The organism is Paracoccus halophilus (genome assembly GCF_000763905.1).
In the GTDB taxonomy this organism is placed as follows: domain Bacteria; phylum Pseudomonadota; class Alphaproteobacteria; order Rhodobacterales; family Rhodobacteraceae; genus Paracoccus; species Paracoccus halophilus.
On the sequence record NZ_JRKN01000006.1, the window covers coordinates 1 to 21,303 of the forward strand.

The 21,303-nt window shown below is 64.8% G+C and carries 19 protein-coding genes; 8 read left to right on the plus strand and 11 right to left on the minus strand.

Annotation, left to right across the window (positions count from 1 at the left end; all coding sequences use genetic code 11):
• Window positions 1-706 precede the first annotated feature (706 nt).
• The 9 genes from rpsI to IT41_RS05810 all read right to left on the minus strand — a co-directional run bounded on the left by rpsI (window position 707) and on the right by IT41_RS05810 (window position 11,570).
• Window positions 707-1,198 (minus strand): 30S ribosomal protein S9, encoded by a 492-nt coding sequence (rpsI, locus tag IT41_RS05770; protein ID WP_036739397.1) that lies wholly within the window; start codon window positions 1,196-1,198, stop codon window positions 707-709.
• Window positions 1,199-1,201: 3 nt separating this feature from the next.
• Window positions 1,202-1,666, minus strand: a complete 465-nt coding sequence (gene rplM / locus IT41_RS05775) for a 50S ribosomal protein L13 (RefSeq protein ID WP_036739399.1) — start codon at window positions 1,664-1,666, stop codon at window positions 1,202-1,204.
• A 146-nt stretch (window positions 1,667-1,812) separates the two neighbouring features.
• Window positions 1,813-2,238, minus strand: coding sequence for a PaaI family thioesterase (locus IT41_RS05780; RefSeq protein WP_036739627.1), 426 nt, complete (start codon window positions 2,236-2,238; stop codon window positions 1,813-1,815).
• Window positions 2,239-2,325: 87 nt separating this feature from the next.
• Complete coding sequence (locus IT41_RS05785; RefSeq protein WP_036739400.1) at window positions 2,326-3,069, minus strand: cytochrome c biogenesis CcdA family protein; 744 nt, start codon at window positions 3,067-3,069, stop codon at window positions 2,326-2,328.
• Between the two features lie 75 nt (window positions 3,070-3,144).
• A complete protein-coding gene (locus IT41_RS05790) occupies window positions 3,145-5,841 on the minus strand; it encodes an Rne/Rng family ribonuclease (RefSeq protein WP_036739402.1) in 2,697 nt (898 codons plus the stop codon).
• A gap of 484 nt (window positions 5,842-6,325) precedes the next feature.
• Window positions 6,326-7,651, minus strand: a complete 1,326-nt coding sequence (locus IT41_RS05795; protein ID WP_036739403.1) for a sigma-54-dependent transcriptional regulator — start codon at window positions 7,649-7,651, stop codon at window positions 6,326-6,328.
• 17 nt (window positions 7,652-7,668) lie between these two features.
• Complete coding sequence (locus tag IT41_RS05800; RefSeq protein WP_036739404.1) at window positions 7,669-9,462, minus strand: sensor histidine kinase; 1,794 nt, start codon at window positions 9,460-9,462, stop codon at window positions 7,669-7,671.
• A 66-nt stretch (window positions 9,463-9,528) separates the two neighbouring features.
• Window positions 9,529-10,197 carry a phosphoribosylformylglycinamidine synthase subunit PurQ gene (gene purQ / locus IT41_RS05805; RefSeq protein ID WP_036739405.1) on the minus strand — a complete coding sequence of 223 codons (669 nt, stop codon included), beginning with the start codon at window positions 10,195-10,197 and terminating at the stop codon, window positions 9,529-9,531.
• 158 nt (window positions 10,198-10,355) lie between these two features.
• Complete coding sequence (locus IT41_RS05810) at window positions 10,356-11,570, minus strand: NADP-dependent isocitrate dehydrogenase (protein WP_036739408.1); 1,215 nt, start codon at window positions 11,568-11,570, stop codon at window positions 10,356-10,358.
• A gap of 267 nt (window positions 11,571-11,837) precedes the next feature.
• Between IT41_RS05810 and IT41_RS05815 the strand changes: the two genes are divergently transcribed.
• On the plus strand, window positions 11,838-12,941 hold the full coding sequence (locus IT41_RS05815) for a Hint domain-containing protein (protein WP_139221628.1): 1,104 nt from the start codon (window positions 11,838-11,840) through the stop codon (window positions 12,939-12,941).
• A gap of 54 nt (window positions 12,942-12,995) precedes the next feature.
• On the opposite strand, the gene IT41_RS05820 is transcribed toward IT41_RS05815, so the two are convergent.
• Window positions 12,996-14,123: an HD domain-containing protein gene (locus IT41_RS05820; RefSeq protein ID WP_036739410.1), complete on the minus strand. Its 1,128-nt coding sequence runs from the start codon at window positions 14,121-14,123 to the stop codon at window positions 12,996-12,998.
• Window positions 14,124-14,160: 37 nt separating this feature from the next.
• Window positions 14,161-14,820, minus strand: a complete 660-nt coding sequence (locus IT41_RS05825; protein ID WP_036739411.1) for an alpha/beta hydrolase — start codon at window positions 14,818-14,820, stop codon at window positions 14,161-14,163.
• Between the two features lie 164 nt (window positions 14,821-14,984).
• On the opposite strand from IT41_RS05825, the gene iscR reads away from it, so the two are divergent.
• The 7 genes from iscR (at window position 14,985) to IT41_RS05860 (ending at window position 21,216) form a co-directional block, all read left to right on the plus strand.
• Window positions 14,985-15,443 carry a Fe-S cluster assembly transcriptional regulator IscR gene (gene iscR, locus IT41_RS05830; RefSeq protein WP_036739412.1) on the plus strand — a complete coding sequence of 153 codons (459 nt, stop codon included), beginning with the start codon at window positions 14,985-14,987 and terminating at the stop codon, window positions 15,441-15,443.
• Window positions 15,444-15,574: 131 nt separating this feature from the next.
• Complete coding sequence (gene nspC, locus IT41_RS05835) at window positions 15,575-16,681, plus strand: carboxynorspermidine decarboxylase (RefSeq protein ID WP_036739414.1); 1,107 nt, start codon at window positions 15,575-15,577, stop codon at window positions 16,679-16,681.
• A 59-nt stretch (window positions 16,682-16,740) separates the two neighbouring features.
• Complete coding sequence (locus IT41_RS05840) at window positions 16,741-17,964, plus strand: saccharopine dehydrogenase family protein (protein ID WP_036739416.1); 1,224 nt, start codon at window positions 16,741-16,743, stop codon at window positions 17,962-17,964.
• Window positions 17,965-18,061: 97 nt separating this feature from the next.
• A complete protein-coding gene (locus IT41_RS05845) occupies window positions 18,062-19,336 on the plus strand; it encodes an AI-2E family transporter (protein WP_052081294.1) in 1,275 nt (424 codons plus the stop codon).
• A 70-nt stretch (window positions 19,337-19,406) separates the two neighbouring features.
• Complete coding sequence (locus IT41_RS05850; protein ID WP_036739418.1) at window positions 19,407-20,423, plus strand: GlxA family transcriptional regulator; 1,017 nt, start codon at window positions 19,407-19,409, stop codon at window positions 20,421-20,423.
• Between the two features lie 230 nt (window positions 20,424-20,653).
• A complete protein-coding gene (locus IT41_RS05855; protein WP_036739420.1) occupies window positions 20,654-21,022 on the plus strand; it encodes a hypothetical protein in 369 nt (122 codons plus the stop codon).
• Window positions 21,019-21,216 (plus strand): helix-turn-helix transcriptional regulator, encoded by a 198-nt coding sequence (locus tag IT41_RS05860; RefSeq protein WP_036739422.1) that lies wholly within the window; start codon window positions 21,019-21,021, stop codon window positions 21,214-21,216. Before IT41_RS05855 ends, IT41_RS05860 begins: the two co-directional genes overlap by 4 nt.
• Window positions 21,217-21,303: the final 87 nt, after the last annotated feature.

Consider the following 21,303-nt stretch of genomic DNA (forward strand, 5'->3'; position numbering starts at 1 on the left):
TATAACGACCAGACCGCCCGCATATCCCTTCAGATATCTCGCAATGTCAAAAAGCACAGAAACAAAAACAACCAAACCGCGCCAATAACAAAAGGCGCCGTCAAGCCATCCTGTCCCAGATTGTTACCCCGTTTCCGAGGCAGAAGCCCTATCTATGCCGTACCTCCGAGAGTGTCAAGAGCGTTTCTCGACTTTCCCGGCGACCCGGCTGGGCCCCGTCCGATCCGGCCTCGCCGTTTCGGTGAGGCGGTATCTAGGCGCAGCGCCCGGAAGGCGCAAGCGGAAAAAACACGAAAAACCCGGAAATCTTGCAAGCGCATGATATTCCAGAGAATTTCGAGGCCATGACAGCGAAGCAACCGCTGCGGGCGATGTCCGGGAAAGGGTTAGCACAGAATCACGACGGCCGGGTGACAGATTCTGGAAGACGTGATTGCCGGATGCCGCGCGGCTTTCCCCGATGTGCGGCGATGGCGCCCCCCTTCGCGCAGCGCCCGCGGAGGGGCGCGCGGGTCAGGGGAAATGACCCTGGATCCTTGGTGATTGCCGGGCCGGGCCGAATCGACGGGCGGGAAAGCCTGATCGCAAGCTGTTCCACCGGAGCCAATCCGGCGGTTCGTGGCGTGGGGGCAGATAAAAAGAAAGCGCGGCCCGAGGGCCGCGCTTTTTTCGCCGGGCATCCCTGCCCGGCATATCCTGCCGAAAATCAGCGCTTCGAGAACTGGAAGCTGCGGCGGGCCTTGGCCTTGCCGTATTTCTTGCGCTCGACCACGCGGCTGTCGCGGGTCAGGAAGCCCGCCGCCTTCAGCGCCGCGCGCAGGCCGGGCTCGTGCAGTTGCAGCGCCTTCGAGATGCCGTGCTTGACCGCGCCGGCCTGGCCCGAAAGGCCGCCGCCCGCGACGGTGGCATAGACGTCATACTGACCGGCCACGCCGGCCACGTCGAAGGGCTGGCGCAGGATCATCTGCAGCACGGGACGGGCGAAATATTCGGCCATTTCCTTGCCGTTGACGGTGATCTTGCCGGAACCGGGCTTGACCCAGACGCGGGCGACCGCGTCCTTGCGCTTGCCGGTAGCATAGGAACGGCCCAGATTGTCGCGCTGCGCCTCGCGCACGGGCGCCGAGGCGGTGGCGACGGCTTCGACGCCGGTGGTGACCGATTTCAGGTCGTCCAGGGTTTTGATGTCTTCGGCCATGTCTTACGCGCTCCGGGTGTTCTTGGCGTTCATGGACCTGACGTCCAGAACTTCGGGCTGCTGCGCCTCATGCGGGTGCTCGGCGCCGGCATAGACGCGCAGATTGGTCATCTGCTGCTTGCCCAGCTTGTTGCGCGAGATCATGCGCTCAACGGCCTTGATCACCACGCGCTCGGGATGCGCGCCTTCCAGGATCTGGCGCGCGGTGCGGTGCTTGATGCCGCCCGGATGGCCGGTATGCCAGTAGTATTTCTTGGCGTCGCGCTTGTCGCCGGTCATCTGCACCTTGTCGGCGTTGATGATGATGACATTGTCGCCCATGTCCATGTGCGGGGTGAAGGTCGGCTTGTGCTTGCCACGCAGGCGCATGGCAACGATCGAGGCAAGACGGCCCAGAACCACGCCCTCGGCGTCGATCAGGATCCACTTCTTCTCGATATCCGCCGGTTTCGCGGTATAGGTTTTCATCAGTCGTCCCTTTGGGGATGTGAATTCGAGATGCGGGTATATCGGCGAAAGCCGCGCATAAATCAAGCGCGCCGGGCGATGATTTTCGACGCGAAATCAAGCTGATACAAAATAGGTATTATAATACCCGTGCATAACAGGCGGTTTTAGCGGTCGCGCGGCGGAATCGAATATGTCATCGAACAGCGCGCCACCGGATCGCGCATCCCGTCCGAGCGGATCAGCGCATCGCCCACGGCCAGCACCCGGCCCAGCTTGAGGATGCGGCATTCCGCCAGCAGGTCGCGCCCGGCCTCGGGCTTGCGCATGAAATCGATCGAGGCATTGGTGGTCACCGCCAGCGGCACCTCGCCGATTCTGGACAGGATCGCCAGATAGATGCCGACATCGGCCAGCGCGAACATGGCCGGGCCGCTGACGGTGCCGCCGGGGCGCAGATGCTGGTCATCGACTGCCAGCCGCGCGACCAATTGCCCCTCATCCGCGGAATCGACCCGCACCTGATCCGCGATCTGCAAGAATGCCCGCCGCAGGAACGCATTCAGTTCCGCGCAACCCATTGCCAAAGCCATGCTTTCCCCCCGGTCCGTCCCGCGTCCAGACTGGTCCGCAAGCGTGACGGAAAGCAAGCCGTTCGTCGCGTCAGGCAAAGGCCGGAATCAGCCGACCAGCGCCAGCGCCGGGAATGTCTCCAGCAGCCAATAGGCGAAACGGGCGAACTGGCCAGTATAAAGCGCCACGCCGACGATCACCAGCAGCGCCCCCATCACCCGCTCGATCAGCTTCAGATGCGGCTTGATGCGGTTCATCACGCCCATGGCGCGGTTGATGAAGATCGCCGACAGCAGGAAGGGCACGCCCAGGCCCAGAGCATAGACGGCGAGCAGCGTCATGCCCCGCTCGACCGCCGCACCGCCGGCGGCAAGCGACAGGATCATGCCCAGCTGCGGGCCGATGCAGGGCGTCCAGCCAAAGGCGAAGGCCAGCCCCAGCACATAGGCGCCCATGGCGCTGCCGCCCCGGTCGCCGACATCCATCCGCGCCTCGGTATCCAGAAAGGGAATGCGGAAAAGACGCAGGAAGTGCAGGCCCATGATGACGATCACCACGCCCGAGGCCTTGACCAGATATTCCTGATATTGCAGGAAAACCCGCCCAAAGGCAGAGGCCGCCATGCCCATCAGCAGGAAGACCGTGGACAGGCCCATGACGAAGAACAGCGCCGGCACCACGGCGCTGCGTTCGCCGGTTTTCAGCCCGCCGACGCCGACCCCGGTCATATAGGCCAGATAGGGCGGCACGATCGGCAAGACGCAGGGGGACAGGAAAGACAGGATACCGGCCAGCAGCGCGACCATCGCGGCGGGCAGAAAGGCGGCATCCACAAGCTCGATTCCAAACATGCCCGCACCTTGCGCCAAGGAAAAGGCGCGGGGAAGCCCCGCGCCCGTCAATCTTTTGTCATTTCCGCCAGAGCGTTAACCCAGCGACCACCAGCCGCGACGCTTGGGGCGCGACGGCTCGGCCTCTGCCTGGGCCTCGACCTCGGCCGGTTGCGGCTGGGCTTCGGGCTCGGCGGCCGGCTCGGGTTCCGCCTGGGCCGCTGCCTCGGCGGCTTCGGCCGCAGGTTCTTCGGCAGGTTCGGCCGCGACAGGCTCATCGGCGGGGACATCCGCGGCGGCCGCAACCTCTTCCTCGGCGGCCTCCTCGGCGGGCGGAGCTTCCTCGGCCGCAACCTCGCCGGGCGCGGGCGTCGGCCCGGTCACCGGCTGGCCGGTCAGGTCCACCACCTCGGCGCTGGCCGGTTCGGCCACGGCCTCGGTCCCGGCTCCGGGGGCAACGGCAACCATGTCCCCGGCAGCACCGGCTGCCACGGCGGCGGCCTCATCGGGCTTGTCCTCATCCGCCTTGCGGCGACGCGAGCGGGTGCGGCGGCGCGGCTTGGCCTCGTCCTCATCGGCGGAAGCCTCCTCGGCAGGCTTGGCCTCGTCCTCGCCCGTCTCGGCGGGGGCGGCCGCCTCCACGACCCCGGCCGCGCTGTCGTCGCGCGCCTCATCGCCATTGCCGCCATCGGCATCACCATTGCCGCCATCGGCATCGCCGTTGCGGCCGCCGCGACGGCGGCGGCGGCGGCGGCGGCGCTTGCCATTGCCGTCGCCCTGATCGCCGTTTTCGCCGCGCGCCTCATCGGCATCGTCGTCGCGATCCTCGTCCTCGGCACTGTCCTCGTCATCGATCTGCGCCATCAGGCTGGCATCGACCGACACCACGGGCGAGGCCACCTCGGGCACGTTCCGGGTCGCGGTCTTGAACTTCTCGACCGCGAAATCGGGCGAGATCAGCGCCGGATCGGCCTCGACCCGCACGGACATGCCATAGCGCGCCTCGATATTGGCGATATGTTCGCGCTTGGCGTTCATCAGGAAATTCGCCACCGCGATCGGCGCCTTGACCAGCACCTCGCGACTGCGCTTGCGGGTGCCCTCTTCCTCGATGGCGCGCAGGATGGTCAGCGCCAGGCTGTCATCCGAGCGGATCAGCCCGGTGCCATGGCAATGGGCGCAGGGCTGGGTGGTCGATTCCAGCATGCCCGGACGCAGGCGCTGGCGCGACATCTCCATCAGGCCGAAGCCCGAGATGCGGCCGACCTGAATCCGCGCCCGGTCGGTTTTCAGCCGGTCCTTGAAGCGCTTTTCGACGGCGGCATTGTTCTTGCGCTCTTCCATGTCGATGAAGTCGATCACGATCAGCCCGGCCAGGTCGCGCAGACGCAGCTGGCGGGCGACCTCATCGGCGGCCTCGAGATTGGTTTTCAGCGCCGTGTCCTCGATCGAGCCTTCCTTGGTGGCGCGGCCCGAGTTCACGTCAATCGCGACCAGCGCCTCGGTCACGCCGATGACGATATAGCCGCCGGATTTCAGCTGCACGACCGGGTTGAACATGCCGGCCAGATAGCTTTCCACCTGATAGCGCGCATAAAGCGGCATCGCATCGGTGTAATGCTTCACGTTCTTGGCGTGGGACGGCATGATCATCTTCATGAAGTCCTTGGCGGTGCGATAGCCGCGCTCGCCCTCGACCAGCACCTCGTCGATTTCCTTGGAATAGATATCGCGGATGGTGCGCTTGATCAGGTCGCCCTCTTCATAGACCGGCGCCGGCGCGGTCGATTTGAAGGTCAGTTCGCGGATCTGTTCCCACAGCCGCATCAGATATTCGTAATCGCGGCGAATCTCGGTGCGGGTGCGCTGGCTGCCGGCGGTGCGGATGATCAGCCCGGCCCCTTCGGGCACCGAAAGCTCGCCGGCGATTTCCTTGAGCTTCTTGCGGTCGGCGGCATTGGTGATCTTGCGGCTGATGCCGCCGCCGCGTGCGGTATTGGGCATCAGCACGCAATAGCGACCGGCAAGCGACAGATAGGTGGTCAGCGCCGCGCCCTTGTTGCCGCGCTCTTCCTTGACCACCTGGACCAGCATGATCTGGCGGACCTTGATGACCTCCTGGATCTTGTAGCGCCGCGCGCGGTGCTTTTTCGGGCGCTGGATTTCCTCGGTGACATCCTCGTCGGCCACCGATTCGATCTCATCGTCGCCATTGCTGTCGTCGCCGTTGCCGTCATCATCGGCCGTCTCTTCGGCGGCAGCGTCGGCCTCCCCGGCCACGCCCTCCGCGACAGGCGCATCCGCAGAGGCGCTCGCGTCGGCCGGATCCGCGCCCGAGCCGTCGGATTCGTCCCCGGCATCGGCCTGGGGATCGACGATGGTCATGCCCGGGATCTCGTCCGAGACGGCCACCGCATCGCCATTATCGGCCGATGCGGCCTTGGCGGGCCTGCGGCGGCGGGAATTGCGCCTGGGCTTTTCGACCTCTTCGCCGTCATCCTGGGCGGCGGCGCGCTCTTCCTCGAGCAGGGCCTGACGGTCGGCTGCGGGGATCTGGTAGTAATCGGGATGGATCTCGGCAAAGGCCAGGAAACCGTGGCGATTGCCGCCATAATCCACGAATGCGGCCTGCAGCGAGGGTTCGACCCGCGTCACCTTGGCCAGATAGATATTGCCAGCAAGCTGCCGCTTGTTGACTGTCTCGAAATCAAATTCCTCGACTTTGGTTCCGTCGACCACGACCACCCGAGTCTCCTCGGCATGGGTGGCGTCGATCAGCATTTTCTTTGACATGTTTCCGTCTTTCGGGCAGCCGCACCGGCCCGCCCGAAGGCGTGGCAGGGATCCGGCTGTCATATGAGAGAACGACGACGGGCATGCAGCCAGCAGCAATCGCGGCGTTCAGGCTGTGCCCCCGAAGCCGTTCCCGATCAAGCTGCGCTGCGCGATCCATCGCGTCTGTTTACCTTTCTTGGCCCGTCACGCTGCAAGGCGGTCGGGGCTGCGATAACGTCTGCCCAGAGGCCCCGGGGGGCATGGGCGATATTTTCCGCGCATCTGGCCACCGGCCCCTGTCCGGGATGCGGCTGGCCTACGCGCTGCGAAACTGTTAAGGATGCGGCCGTCGATTGTGACAACGGCACCCTGCCGGGGCAAGATAGCGGGTAAGACCGCGCCGTTACAATCGCTTTTTCGACTGAACCCATTTTTTGGCCGCAAAAAACGACCACCGCCCGGCACCGGAATGCGCGGCCCGGCGGGCGGGCAGGCGCGGGCGCTAAAGATAGTCGCCCCGGCTCAGCCCGTATTTCGCCATCTTCTCGTTCAGCGTCCGACGCGGCAGGCACAGCTCGTCCATGACCGCGGCGATGCTGCCCTTGTGGCGCCGCATGGTGTTGTCGATCAGCATCTTTTCGAAGCTTTCGACATATTCCTTGAGCGGCTTGCCCTCGGTCGTGGTGGCCTGCTGGGTTTCCTCGCCATCCGCCATCAGGAGCGAGGCGATCGAGCCCGAGCCGCGGCGGTTCTGCAACACCGCGCGTTCGGCCACGTTGATCAGCTGGCGGACATTGCCCGGCCAGGGCGCCTGCAGAAGCTGCGCGGCCTCCTGCGCCGTGACCTGGGGCGGTTCGCAGCCATATTCCTCGGCGAATTGTTCGGTCATGCGGTTGAACAGCGACAGGATATCCTCGCCGCGCGAGCGCAGCGGCGGCAGGGTGATCTTCAGCGCGGTCAGGCGATAGAACAGGTCGGGGCGCAGCGAATCCTCGGCCTTGCGCCCTTCGCCGCGCGCGTTCGAGATCGCGATGATCCGCGTCTCGGCCGGCGTCCCCTGGTCCGAGATAAAGGCCAGAAGCCGCGCCTGCAACGGATCGGACAGCGCCTCGATATCCTCAAGGCACAGCGTGCCGCCGCGGGCTTCCTCGACCGCCGGCAGACCGTTCTCGACCGGGCCGAAAATCTTGCCGGCCAGAACCTCGTCATTATAGGCGGCGCAGGAGATCGGCACGAATTTCTTGCTTGCGCGCGGCCCCACCGCATGCAGCGCATGGGCGACCAGCGTCTTGCCGGTGCCGGTTTCGCCGTCGATCAGCACATGGCCGTCGGCCTGGCCAAGGTCCAGGATATCCTCGCGCAGCCGGTCCATGACCGGGCTGGCGCCGATCAGCTTGGACATGACCTGCTGGCCCTCGGAGAGGTCGCGGCGCAGGGCGCGGTTGTCCAGCGTCATGCGGCGCGCCTGGGTGGCCTTCTTGACCAGTTCGGTCAGACGCTCGGGGTTGAAGGGTTTTTCCATGAAATCCATGGCGCCGATGCGCATCGCCTCGACCGCCATGGGCACGTCGCCATGGCCGGTGATCATGATGACCGGCAGGCCGGAATCGATCCCCATCAAGCGCTTGAGGAACGCCATCCCGTCCATGCCGGGCATCCGCATGTCTGAAATGACCACGCCCGGCCAGTCATTGCCGATCACCTTCAGCGCGTCATCGGCGCTGGCATAGGTTTCGGCATCGAATCCCGACAGCGCCAGCCACTGGCTGATCGATTCGCGCATGTCCGGCTCATCATCGACAACGGCAATTTTCAACGTGCGGCTCATCGCCCTACCTCATCAAGTTATTCTGCGGCCATGCCGGACCCGGTCCTGCGTTCGGGGTCGTATAGCGGCAGTTCCAATTCGAACACGGCGCCCCTGCCGCCTTCGTCAGACGCATTATGCGCGGTCAGGCGACCACCGAAATCCGCCGCGATACCGGAGGAGATGGCCAGTCCGAGCCCGGTCCCCTCGCCCGGCTTCTTGGTGGTGAAAAAGGGTTCAAACAGATTTTCCAGATCGGATACACCCGGCCCGTTGTCGCGAACGGACAAGAAAGCGTGAGAGCCCGAGCCGACGGTGATCTCGATCGCCGGGTCGCGGCTTTGCTTGATCGCGTCGATGGCGTTGCGCAGCAGGTTGATGATGATCTGCTCCAGCCGGATCCGGTCGCACAGGACCATGACCGGATAGCGCGGGATATTGCGTTGCAGGCGGATGGTATTGGATCGCAGCTGCGGCTCCATCATCACCAGGGCGCTGGACAGCGCGGTTCGCAGATCGACCGGCTCGAAAGCCTCGCCGCCCTTGCGGGCATAGGATTTCAGCTGCCGGGTGATGGCGCCCATGCGCTCGACCAGATCGTCGATGCGCTGAAAGCTCGACAGCGCCTCTTCGTCGCGGCCGCGTTGCAGCAAAAGCCGCGCCCCGGCCAGATAGGTCTTCATTGCGGCCAGCGGCTGGTTCAGCTCGTGGCTGACCCCGGCCGACATCTCGCCCAGGGCGGCCAGCTTGCTGGATTGCTGCACGGTCTGTTCGGCCACGCGCAATTCCTTCTGCATCCGCTCGCGCTCGGCGATCTCGCGCGTCAGGCGCATGTTCAGCGCCCGCAGATCGGCGGATTCCCGCATATAGGCGGCCGATTCGACCCGCGCCCGGCGCGACAGCAGATAAAACACCGCCGCCAGCAGGATGGCGAAACCCATGATCACCAGCGCCAGCACCGCGTTCACCCGCTCGCGCACCGAATCGTAAGCGGTGAACGAGGTCATGGTCCAGCCGCGGAACGGGATGCGGGTCTCGGTCTGCATCACCGCCTTGCCCTCGACATAGGCATCGACCGGCGCCGAGGCCCAGTCGGCCGTCACCTGGAAGGCGCGCGAAATGGCCGAGGGCGCCGAGCGCACGGAAAGTGCCTCGGGCAGGGTGAGCCCGCGCCAGCGCGGTTCGGTGGACAGGATGATGTTTCCTTCGCTGTCGCTGACCGCGATCGCGTCGGAAATCCCCGCCCAGGACCGGACCAGCGGCGTCAGGTCGGCGGCCACGATCACCACGCCCAGCGTGCGCCCCTCGGCGACGATGGCGCGCGAATAGGTGAATTCGTAGGCGCCCTGCGGATTGCTTGACACACTGAACACCGTATCCTTCGAGCGCAGCGGCTCGACGAAGAACGGCTCCTGCACGTAATTCCGGCCCAGCAGGTTGCGGTCGGTCGAGCCGACCAGACGCCCCGAGGCGTCCAGAAGCCGGATCGAGGCGGCGCCGATTTCCTTCTGGGCGGAAATCAGCCGCGCCGAACTGTTCGAGAAATTGTTGCCCGACAGGGCCGCGATCAGCGTCGGATCGCGCGCCAGCAGCAGCGGCACCACCGAGGTGCGCTGCAATTCCGACAGCAGGTTGCCGGTATAGAGGACCGAGCGCAGTTCGGACCGCATCCGCGTGGATTCGGAAAACCGCGCCGTCAGCCAGGCATTGGTGAACCAGACCGTGCCCGCGGCAACGGCCAGCAGCGCCAGGATGGCACCGCGCAACCCCCAGCGGCCGGAAGGGCCGGTCCTGGCATCGGTATTCCCGGTTGCTTTGTCGTCGTTTCGCATGGGCCTCCGGCACCGTCCCTTGCGGGCGATCGATGCAGTCTAGTGCGCGACGGGCCCGCGCTCAAGTCAGGCCGGAACGAACCCGCTCATCAGCGAGGCGAACAGCCCGATCCCGTCGGTGCCGCCATGCGCCGCATCCACGGCGCGCTCGGGATGCGGCATCATGCCCAGAACCCGGCGGTTTTCCGACAGGATGCCGGCGATATCCTCGACCGAGCCGTTGATCGCCGGCGCATAGGTAAAGGCGATGCGGTCCTGATCGCGCAGCGCGGCCAGCCCTTCGGCATCGATCTGGTAATTGCCGTCGTGATGCGCGACCGGCACGCGGATCACTTCGCCCGCCGCATAGGCCGAGGTGAAGGGGCTGGCCGAGGTCGCCACCCGCAACCCCGTCTCGCGGCTGATGAAGGTCAGCCCGGCATTGCGCATCAGCGCGCCGGGCAGCAGGCCCAGCTCGGTCAGCACCTGAAACCCGTTGCAGACACCCAGCACATAGCCGCCCCGCATGGCATGGGCCCTGATCGACCGCGCGACGGGCGAATGCGCGGCGATGGCGCCGCAACGCAGGTAATCGCCAAAGGAAAAGCCGCCAGGCACGGCGACCAGATCGACGCCCTGCGGCAGGGCCTCGTCCTTGTGCCAGACGCGGGTCACATCCGCGCCGGCCTGCCGCAGCGCCACGGCAAGGTCGCGATCGCAATTCGACCCGGGAAAGGTGATGACGGCTGCTTTCATGGCGCGACTCCGATATTGGGGATACCGCCCCTTTAGCCCGGAACGGCGCCACTGTTAAGCGGCTTCGCGCCGTTCCATGAGCGATTTCCCCTGAACCGCGCATAAACGCGAAAAGGGCCGGGTTTGCCCGGCCCCTTGCAATCCTGCCCGGCGGTTCCTCAGCCGATCAGCGCGTTGTTCAGATATTCGTCGACCTTTTCCAGATAGGCCATGGTGGTCAGCCATTTCTGGTCCGGCCCGACCAGCAGCGCCAGGTCCTTGGTCATGAAACCATCCTCGACCGTCTGCACGGTGACCTTTTCCAGTGTCTCGACGAAATTCAGCAGCGCCGCGTTGTCGTCCAGCTTGGCGCGGTGCTTCAGCCCGCCGGTCCAGGCAAAGATCGAGGCGATCGAGTTGGTCGAGGTCGCGTTGCCCTTCTGGTGCTCGCGGTAATGGCGGGTCACGGTGCCGTGCGCGGCCTCGGATTCGACGATCTTTCCGTCCGGCGTCATCAGGACCGAGGTCATCAGCCCGAGGCTGCCGAAGCCCTGCGCCACGATATCCGACTGCACGTCGCCATCGTAGTTCTTGCAGGCCCAGACATAGCCGCCCGACCATTTCAGCGCGCTGGCCACCATGTCGTCGATCAGGCGATGCTCGTAATGGATGCCCTTGTTCTTGAACTGGCTCTCGAACTCTTCCTCATAGACCTTCTGGAACAGGTCCTTGAAGCGACCGTCATAGGCCTTGAGGATGGTGTTCTTGGTCGACAGATAGACCGGATAGCCGCGCATCAGCCCATAGTTGAACGAGGCGCGGGCGAAATCGATGATCGACTGGTCAAGGTTGTACATCGCCATGGCGACGCCCGCGCCCGGCGACTGGAACACCTCGTGCTCGATGGTCTCGCCATCCTCGCCGACGAATTTGATGGTCAGCGTGCCCTTGCCCGGGAACCGGAAATCGGTAGCGCGGTACTGGTCGCCAAAGGCGTGGCGGCCGACGACGATGGGCTGGGTCCAGCCCGGCACCAGACGCGGCACGTTCTTGCAGATGATCGGCTCGCGGAAGATGACGCCGCCCAGGATGTTGCGGATCGTGCCATTGGGGCTGCGCCACATCTTTTTCAGGCCGAATTCCTCGACGCGGGCTTCGTCGGGGGTGATGGTGGCGCATTTCACGCCGACGCCGTGCTTCTTGATCGCCTCGGCCGCGTCGACGGTGATCTGGTCGTCGGTGCGGTCGCGCTCCTCGATGCCCAGATCGTAATATTTCAGGTCGATATCCAGATAGGGCAAGATCAGCTTTTGCTTGATGAAATCCCAGATGATCCGGGTCATTTCATCGCCGTCTAGCTCGACGACCGGGTTGGCTACCTTGATCTTCGACATGAAGTTTCCCTTGGCGTTGAATTTCCGTTGGCCGGGCTATAGCGGGATTCGCCGCAGATTGAAAGTCGGCATGCAATTGTATGCGGAAAACGGCGCCATGGGCATATGGATATGTGCCGCGATCCCATGGGCAGATGTGCCCATACCCCGGAAAAACCGTCATTATTATGCCGCATATCGGCAAAATAACGGATTGCCAAAACCGCGATCCGTGATATCCACGCGAGCAAATTGGATTTATTCAGCGTTGCGTGACAGGAGGCTTCCATGCCTAACACCGTAAACCTGCTCTGGTTCGGCAATCTCGAACAGATCAACTCGACCCCTGGCTCGAACGCAACCGATGCCGAGGCGGACCAGCTTAACGGTCATCATGCGGTCGGCCCCGATCAGATCATCGCGACCAGCGTGACCGGCGACACCAACCGCGACAATTTCGGGACCACCTATCAACGGCAAACAACCGAGATGGAGTACGTGTCTCCTGGAACAGGCTCAACGGTCCAGGCGGAAATCACCGGTTTCTACTCGACACGGTTCTTGCTGACCTTTCCCGATGGCAGCACGGTCGAACAAACCGGGGTCGTGATTCAGATGGACACGGGCGACATCTTCTTCCGCCCGGCCGCGAGTACTCTCGATCAGTGGGATGGCATCGACTCGTTGCGGGCCGTAACGATCATCGACGCCAACCTCTACCCCGACGGCACCCGTGTGGCGGATGTCAGCTTCTCGCCCGATATTTTCGATCTCGAGATCGTCTGCTTCGCCGCGGGCACGATGATCCTGACCGAGACCGGCGAGCGCCGGGTCGAGGATCTTGCCCCCGGCGATATGATCTGGACCCGTGACAACGGCTTCCAGCCGCTGCGCTGGCACGGGCAACGCAGCCTCTCGGCCGATGAGTTGACGGCCAATCCCCGGCTGCGCCCCATCCGCATCACGGCCGGCGCCCTGGGCCCGAACCGCCCGGAACGTGACCTGACCGTCTCGCCCCAGCACCGCGTCCTTGTGCGCTCGCAGATCGCGCAGCGCATGTTCTGCGCCCCCGAACTGCTGGTTCCGGCACGCCAGCTGACCGAGATCCCCGGCATCGAGGAACTGGCCGACGCCCGGCAGGTGACCTATGTCCATCTGCTGTTCGACCGCCACGAGGTGGTGATGTCGGACGGGGCCGAGACGGAATCGCTTTACCCCGGCCCGCAGGCGATCAATGCCCTGGGTGCCGTGGCCGAGGAAATCTATACGCTGTTTCCGGAACTGCGCGGCGCGTCCGTGACGATCGCGGGCGCGCGGCCCTTTGTCACCGGCCGCCGCGCGCGGCAGATGGCGCGACGCCATGTCGCCAATCAGCGCGCGCTGGCAAGCTGATCGGGCAGAATCACGGCGGCCGGGCGGGATGACGTGCGAATCCCGCCCGGCCGTTCAGTTTCGCGGCAGGACAGCGGCGATCTCGTGGCGCAGCCAGTCCCATAGCGCCGGCGCGCCAAGGGCGACGTTGACCCCGACACGGCGCTCCATATCGGCGAATGTGACGCCATAGTCGCGCCAGGACTGCCCGCCCGAACGCAGGTTCTGCAAAACCGGCTGGCAGCGATCCAGCGCCTTGGCAAAGACCGCATCGGGCGTGCGCGCCTCCTCGAACTCGTGCCAGAGGGCGGTGAACGCGCCTGCCTGCGCGGCCGGCAGCAATCCGAAGATGCGCCGCGCCGCCGCCGCCTCGGCCGCCTTCACGCTAGCCGAGCCATGCGCCTGCCCGCTCTGGGAATGCAGCGGCACGTCGCCCACATCGATCTCGACCAGATCATGCAGGATCAGCATGCGGATGACGCGGTCGATATCGACCCCGGGCGCGGCAAAGGGCGCCAGGACCGCCGCATAAAGCGCCAGGTGCCAGCTGTGTTCGGCGCTGTTCTCGGGCCGCGAGCCATCGCAAAGCGGGTTGGCGCGCAGGACAGATTTCAGCATGTCGGCCTCGGCCAGAAAGGCCAGCCGACGGGCCAGATCTCCGGCGACGGCGCGCCCCTCGGCCAGCGCCTGCGCGGCCGCCATCGCCTCGGGCCATTCATGTAGCAGCCTTGCCGCGCGGCCCTGCGTCATATTGGCACGGACGATATCCATGTGATCGGGCAGCGGGCGCGGCGCGGCAAGGACCTGAAACAGCGGCTGGACGTGATCCATGCGCCGGGCCATGCGCGCGTCGGCGCTGTCGCCGGTCTCAAACTCGGACCACAGCGCCATCTGCGCCGCGCCATCGGGCAGCAGGCCGAACAGGCGCCGGGCGGCGGCCTGCTCGGCCCGGCGCACCGCCTCGGCATCATGGGCCAGGTGGATCGGGTGGTCGCCCACGTCGATCTCGACCAGATCATGCAGCAGGATCATCCGGATCGCCCGGTCCGAGGCCCCGAAGACCAGCCCGTAAAGCGCCACATGCCAGCTGTGCTCGGCGCTGTTTTCGGGCCGCGACAGATCCATCAGCACATTGGCGCGATCGACGGCCTTCAGCCGGTCGGCCTCGGCCAGGAACTCGAAATGCCGGCTCGGATCGGTCACGGGTGCCTCGCGGGAAACAAAGGGCCGGCCCCGCGCCTTATCGCGTGGTCTCGGTCAGCCGGCGGCGGACATAGGCCTGAACCGTTTCGATCATCGGCTTCATATGCGTCTCATCGTCGCGGAAAAAGTGGTCCGCCCCCTCGACCTCTTCGTGTGAGATGGTGATGCCCTTCTGCTCGCGCAGCTTGCCGACCAGCGAATGGGTATCCTTGGGCGGCGCCACGCGGTCGGCGGTGCCGTTGATGATCAGCCCCGAGGACGGGCAAGGCGCGAGAAAGCTGAAATCATACATGTTGGCGGGCGGCGACACGCTGATAAAGCCGGTGATCTCGGGCCGGCGCATCAGCAGTTGCATGCCGATCCAGGCGCCGAAGCTGAAGCCCGCGACCCAGCAATGCTTGGAGTTGGGGTTCATCGCCTGCAGGTAATCCAGCGCCGAGGCGGCGTCCGACAGCTCGCCGATGCCCTGGTCGAATTCGCCCTGGCTGCGGCCGACGCCGCGGAAATTGAACCGCATGACGGTGAAACCCATACGGTGGAACGCATAGTGCAGGTTGTAGACGACCCGGTTGTTCATCGTCCCGCCATATTGCGGATGCGGATGCAGGATGATGGCGATCGGCGCGTCCGGAATGGCTTGCGCGTGATAGCGCCCCTCAAGACGACCTTCGGGACCGGGGAAAATCAGTTCGGGCATGGGTTTCCTTTGAAACTCGGGTTTCTTGACCCTTTGGCGGCGCGGCTCTAGATCGTCAATCTGGGAAGCGCGACCGGCCGGGGCAAGACGCAGTCAAGGGCGGCGCAAGGGAATTAGCCTTAGGCAGGCGTTTCGTCAATGCGCTGCCAGCAAGGAGGGGCGATATGAAACTGTCTACCAAGGGGCGTTACGCCATGGTGGCGCTGGTCGATCTGGCCATCGCCAAGGGCGACGACCTGACCTCGCTGGCCGAGATATCGAAGCGGCAGGACATCTCGCTGCCCTATCTGGAACAGCTTTTCGTCCGCCTGCGCCGTGCCGGGCTGGTCGATTCGGTGCGCGGGCCCGGCGGCGGCTATCGCCTGGCCAAGCCGCCGGAAACCATCCGCGTGGCCGAGGTGCTGGAAGCGGTCGATGAAACCGTCAGCGCGCTGCATGTCGGCGCGGGCGCCTCGGGCGGGGTGTCGGGGTCGCGGGCGCAGACGCTGTCGAACCGGCTGTGGGAAAGCCTGTCGGCGCATGTCTATGTGTTCCTGCACAATCACACGCTGGCCGATGTGGCGCGCAACCAGCTTCTGCCCTGCCCCGCCCTGCCGCAGATCCTGTCGATCGTCGACGACTGAGCCCGAACCGCAAGCGGCCCGGAGGCCGCCGCGACGTCACACCGCCGTCACCTTTCCTTGCGAAACGGCTCGCATGGCCCTAAATCAGCCATTCCTTTGACCTTCGACGGGTTTTCGACCGGGGGACGCCGATGACCGACCTGCAGACGCCCTATTACCTGATCGACCTCGCCAAGCTGCGCGTGAACATGGAGCGTATCCAGCACCTGCGCGAGGCCTCGGGCGTGAAATGCCTGCTGGCGCTGAAATGCTTTGCCACCTGGTCGGCCTTTGACTTCATGCGGCCCTTCATGGACGGCACCACCTCGTCCTCGCTGTTCGAGCTGCGTCTGGGGCACGAGGAATTCGGCAAGGAAACCCACGCCTATTCCGTCGCCTGGGCCGATCACGAGATCGACGAGGCCCTGGGCTACGCCGACAAGATCATCTTCAACAGCCTGGGCCAGCTGGACCGTTTCGGCGCCCGCGCGGCGGATCGCGGCATCAATATCGGGCTGCGGCTGAACCCGCGTTTCTCGACCTCGGGCTTTGATCTGGCCGACCCGGCGCGGCCGTTCTCGCGGCTGGGCGAATGGGACCTGAACCGGCTGGAACAGGCGCTTGAGCGAATCTCCGGGGTGATGATCCATTACAATTGCGAAAACGGCGATTTCGACCTGTTCGACGCGCAATTGTCGCGGATCGAGGCCGAATTCGGCGGTTTCCTGAAGAAACTGGACTGGGTCAGCCTGGGCGGCGGCATCCATTTCACCGGCGACGGCTATCCGCTGGACCGTCTGGCCGAGCGGCTGAAGGCATTCCAGGAAAAATTCGGCGTCCAGCTTTTCCTTGAACCGGGCGAGGCCAGCATCACCAAGGCCGCCTCGCTCGAGGTCACGGTGCTGGACCTGATCCATAACGGCAAGGACGTGGCCATCGTGGACAGCAGCATCGAGGCGCATATGCTGGATCTGCTGATCTATCGCGAAACCGCCAAGCTGCCGCAGGACGGCGCGCATGAATACCAGATCGCGGGCAAGACCTGCCTTGCCGGCGATATTTTCGGCGAGGGACGCTTTGCCGCGCCCCTCAAGGTCGGCGACCGGATCAGCATCGCGGATGCCGCCGGCTATACCATGGTCAAGAAGAACTGGTTCAACGGCGTCGCCATGCCGGCCATCGTCATCCGCGACGAGGACGGCACGCTGCGCGAGCAGCGCCGGTTCTCATATGGCGATTACAAGGCTAGTCTGTCCTGAGCCCTCTGGCACGGGACGACCGCCCATCCCTGTCCTCTGACCCTGAAAAGGAGAACGAATTGGCCAAGAACGTGCTCATCATCGGCGCCGGTGGCGTCGCCCAGGTGGTCGCGCACAAGGTGGCGCAGAACGCCGGGGAATTCGGGACGCTGCATATCGCCAGCCGAACCGTCTCCAAGGCGGAAAGGATCATCGCGAGCGTTCGGGACAAGGGCCATGAGGTCGAATTCAGCGCCCATGCGCTGGACGCGATGGACAGCAAGGCGGTGGCCGATCTGATCCGCCGGATCGGCGCCGATATCGTGATCAACGTGGGCTCGGCCTTCATCAATATGACCGTGCTGCAGGGCTGCATCGACACCGGCGCCGCCTATCTGGACACCGCCATCCACGAAGAGCCCGACAAGGTCTGCGAAACCCCGCCCTGGTACGCCAACCACGAATGGAAGCGGCGCGAGGACGTCGAAAAGGCCGGCATGACCGCGATTCTGGGCGTCGGCTTCGACCCCGGCGTTGTCAATGCCTATGCCCGCCTGGCCGAGGACGAATATTTCGACAGGATCGAATCCATCGATATCGTGGACATCAACGCCGGCAGCCACGGCCGCTGGTTCGCGACGAATTTCGACCCGGAGATCAATTTCCGCGAATTCACCGGCACGGTCTATAGCTGGCAGGGCGGCGAATGGCGCTCGAACAAGATGTTCGAGGTCGGCCGCGAATGGGATCTGCCGGTCGTGGGCAAGCGCACCGCCTACCTGTCGGGACATGACGAGGTGCACAGCCTGTCGGCGCGCTACAAGGACGCCGATGTGCGGTTCTGGATGGGCTTTGGCGAACATTACATCAATGTCTTCACCGTATTGCAGAACCTGGGCCTGCTCAGCGAACAGCCGGTGAAAACCGCCGAGGGGCTGGAGGTCGTGCCCCTGAAAGTGGTCAAGGCGGTGCTGCCCGACCCCGCCAGCCTCGCCCCCGATTACGAGGGCAAGACCTGCATCGGCGATCTGGTCAAGGGCACGCTGGACGGCAAGCCGGGCGAGGTGTTCATCTATAACGTCGCCGATCACAAGGACGCCTATAACGAGGTCGGCAGCCAGGGCATCAGCTACACCGCCGGCGTGCCGCCGGTCGCGGCCGCCATTCTGGTCGCGCGCGGCGAATGGGACGTGAAGCGCATGGTCAATGTCGAGGACCTGCCCGCCCGCCCCTTCCTGGAACTGCTGGGCAAGCTGGGCCTGCCCACCCGCGTCATCGACGCGACCGGCGACCATCCGATCTGATCCGGCCGCCAAGCCGTGACAGGCGCGTGACAGGCCCGCGACGGGGAACCCCGGCGCGGGCTTTGCGTTTCGGTCCAGCCAGCCGGGAACACAAGACATGACGCCTGACGACCAAAGCCGCAATCACATGTTTCCGGCCCGCCATCGCGACGCCAAGCCCGGCGTCAATATCGTCGCCAACTGGGCGGTCATCGGCATCTTCCTGATCCTGCTGTTCAGCTTTTTCGCCCAGGCGCGCGATTTCCTGATGCCCGTCACGCTGGCGGTGCTGCTGTTCTTTGTCTTCAGCCCGTTTCGCCGCCTGATGCAGCGACTGGGCCTTGGCGCGTCGGCCGCGGCGGCCATCGTATCGCTGGCCCTGGTGGTGGCAGTGGCCGGGATCGGCGTCGTCGTCTCGGGCCCGGTGAACCGGCTGATCGAGGACGCGCCGCAGATCTCGACCCGGCTGGAGCAGCGGTTTACCGATCTGCGCAGCAATTTCCGCGGGCTTGAACGCGCCGCCGAAAAGCTGGACGAGATCACCGGCGCGGGCACCGACGACGGTGAGGATACCGCCACTGCCGTCGCGCCCGCCGCGACGCTGACCGGCACGCTCAGCAATCCCGCGGCGCAGGACCAGCCCGACCAGCAGATCAATGTCCAGGTGACGACCGCGCCCGAGACCTCGGCCCTTGTCAGCCTGATGAACCTGGGCCCGGCCCTGCTGAGCCAGATCGTCTTTACCCTGTTCCTGCTGTTCTTCCTGATCTCGTCGGGCGATCTGCTTTACCTCAAGATCGTGCAAAGCTTCGACACCATGCGCGACAAGCGCGCGGCCTATATGGCCCTGCGCGAAATCGAGGACCGGCTGGGCACCTATCTTGGCGCCATCACCCTGATCAACGCCTGCCTCGGCCTGTCGGTGGGGCTGACCATGTGGGCCTGGGGCATGCCCAGCCCGATACTGTTCGGACTGGCCGCGTTTCTGCTGAACTATATCCCCTATCTGGGCTCGGTCGGCGGCGTGGTGATCGCGACGCTGGTGGCGCTGTTCGTCTTTGACGATCTGGTCACGCCGCTGATGGTCGGCGGCAGCTACCTGTTCCTGACCGCGTTCGAAGGGCAGCTGATCACCCCCTATTTCGTCTCGCGCCGGTTGCAGCTGAACACGGTGGTGGTGTTCCTGACCGTGGCGCTCTGGGCCTGGCTGTGGTCGGCGCTCGGCATGATCATCGCGGTGCCTCTGCTGGTCGTGATCCGTGTGCTGGCCGAGCATATCCCCGGCCTGAACAAGTTCGGCAACCTGCTTGCCGGCGAGACGCCGCCCGCGCTGGAGGACGACGATGAAGAAACCGCGCCGGCGCCGGCCGCGCCGGCTGCGACCAAAGGCTGATGCGGCTGCACTGGATATATGACGCAAATATGGCATGATCGCGACATGAACCATCGACGGATCGCGACGCATGCCTGAGCCTGCCCCCGTTTCCCAGCCGGCCCCGCCACGGCTGCGGATCGGCATCCTGCTGACCCCGCGCTTCACCCTGTCGGCATTCGCGACCTTTGTCGATGTGCTGCGGCTGGCCGCCGATGACGGCGACGGCTCGCGGCCGATCCGCTGCCAGTGGAAGGTGCTGTCGGCCGATATGGCGCCGGTGCAATCCTCTTGCGGGATCAGGGTCGAGCCGGACGAGCGGCTGGGCGATCCGTCGCGCTTCGACTATATCTTTACCGTCGGCGGCCTGATCGAATCCGGGCGGCTGTCGCCCGAGCAGTCGGCCTTTCTGCGCCGCGCCGCCACCGCCCGCGTGGCCCTGGGGGGGCTCTGCACCGGCGTCTTCGCCATGGCGCGGATCGGGCTGATGGATGGCTATCGCTGCTGCGTCAGCTGGTTTCACCACCAGGATTTCCTGGCCGAATTCGAAAGGATGCGCCCCGTCTCGGACCAGATCTTCGTCGTGGACCGCGATCGGCTGTCCTGCTCGGGCGGGGTCAGCGCGGCACATCTGTCGGCCTTTCTGGTCGACCGCCACCTTGGCCGCGCCGCCGCCCGCAAGAGCCTGTCGATCCTGATGATCGACGAGCCGATGGAGGGTGACCGTCCGCAGCCCGGCCTGCCGCTGGAACTGAACGCACATGACCCGCTGGTGCGCCGCGCCCTTCTGGCCATGCAGCAGAACCTGCAGGCGCCGCTCTCGATTGCCCGCATCGCCCGCGATCTGGGCGTCGGCCGCCGCAAGCTCGAGCGGCATTTCAACGCCGATCTGGGCATTCCGCCGGCCGATGCCTCGATCCGCATCCGGCTGGCGCAGGCAAGGATGCTGCTGTCGCGCAGCGACCGCACGGTGACGCGGATCGCCGAGGAAACCGGCTTTTGCGACGCCTCGCACCTGATCCGCGTCTTTCGCGAGACCGAGGGCATCACCCCCGACCTGTGGCGTCAGCAAAGCCAGACGCCCGGCGAGGCCCGGACGCCGGAATGACAAGGAGCCTCTGGCACAGATCCGTGATGCAATAGCCATCGCCAGAACCATCGGCTCCTGGGGTTTTCGCAGCCGGCACATCAGGGAAAACCACGCCGGACGCCGTGCAATCCCGACCCGAAGCCGAGCTTCTGCGCTTGCCGCTGAAACTCGCCGTGTAAAGCAGACTTGACACCACCGGTTTGGCGCGCCATGTGTAAAGCAAACTTTACATATGCGCGGAGACGGCAATGCGGGGACTTCTTCTTATATTCGTCGGATTGGCCGCGTATGCGGCAATGCTGTTTGCTTCTCAACGCCTTCTCGCGGCCGGCATCGAGGCCCGGCCTGCCCGTATCCTGATTGCCCTCAGCCCGATGCTGCCCGCCGCGTTCATTTGCGGGGCGGTGGTCTGGAGCATCCGCCAGATGGACGAGTTGCAGCGCAAGCTGCAGTTCGAAGCGCTCGCCCTGTCGTTTTCAGGAACCGCGTTGATTACATTCGGTTACGGTTTTCTCGAAGGGGCAGGATTCCCGAAGATCTCGATGTTTGCCGTATGGCCGCTGATGGCTGCGATATGGTTCGTCGGGGTCGTGATCGGACGGTTACGTTTCAAATGAACAACCGCATTCGGGAGCTGCGTCAACAAAAGGGTTGGTCGCAAGCTGACCTGGCCACCCTTCTGAAGGTCTCGCGGCAGACCGTGAACGCCCTTGAACGGGGGCGCTATGACCCCAGCCTTCCGCTCGCGTTCAATGTGGCGCGGCTTTTCGATTTGACGATCGAAGACGTCTTTCAGCCGGATCAGGAGTGAGCACGAAGGTTGAAGGCGGCTACCGATTTTGCCGACGAATCAGGCCAATATCCGATCGCCCTTATGGGTGAACACTGGCCTCTGGCC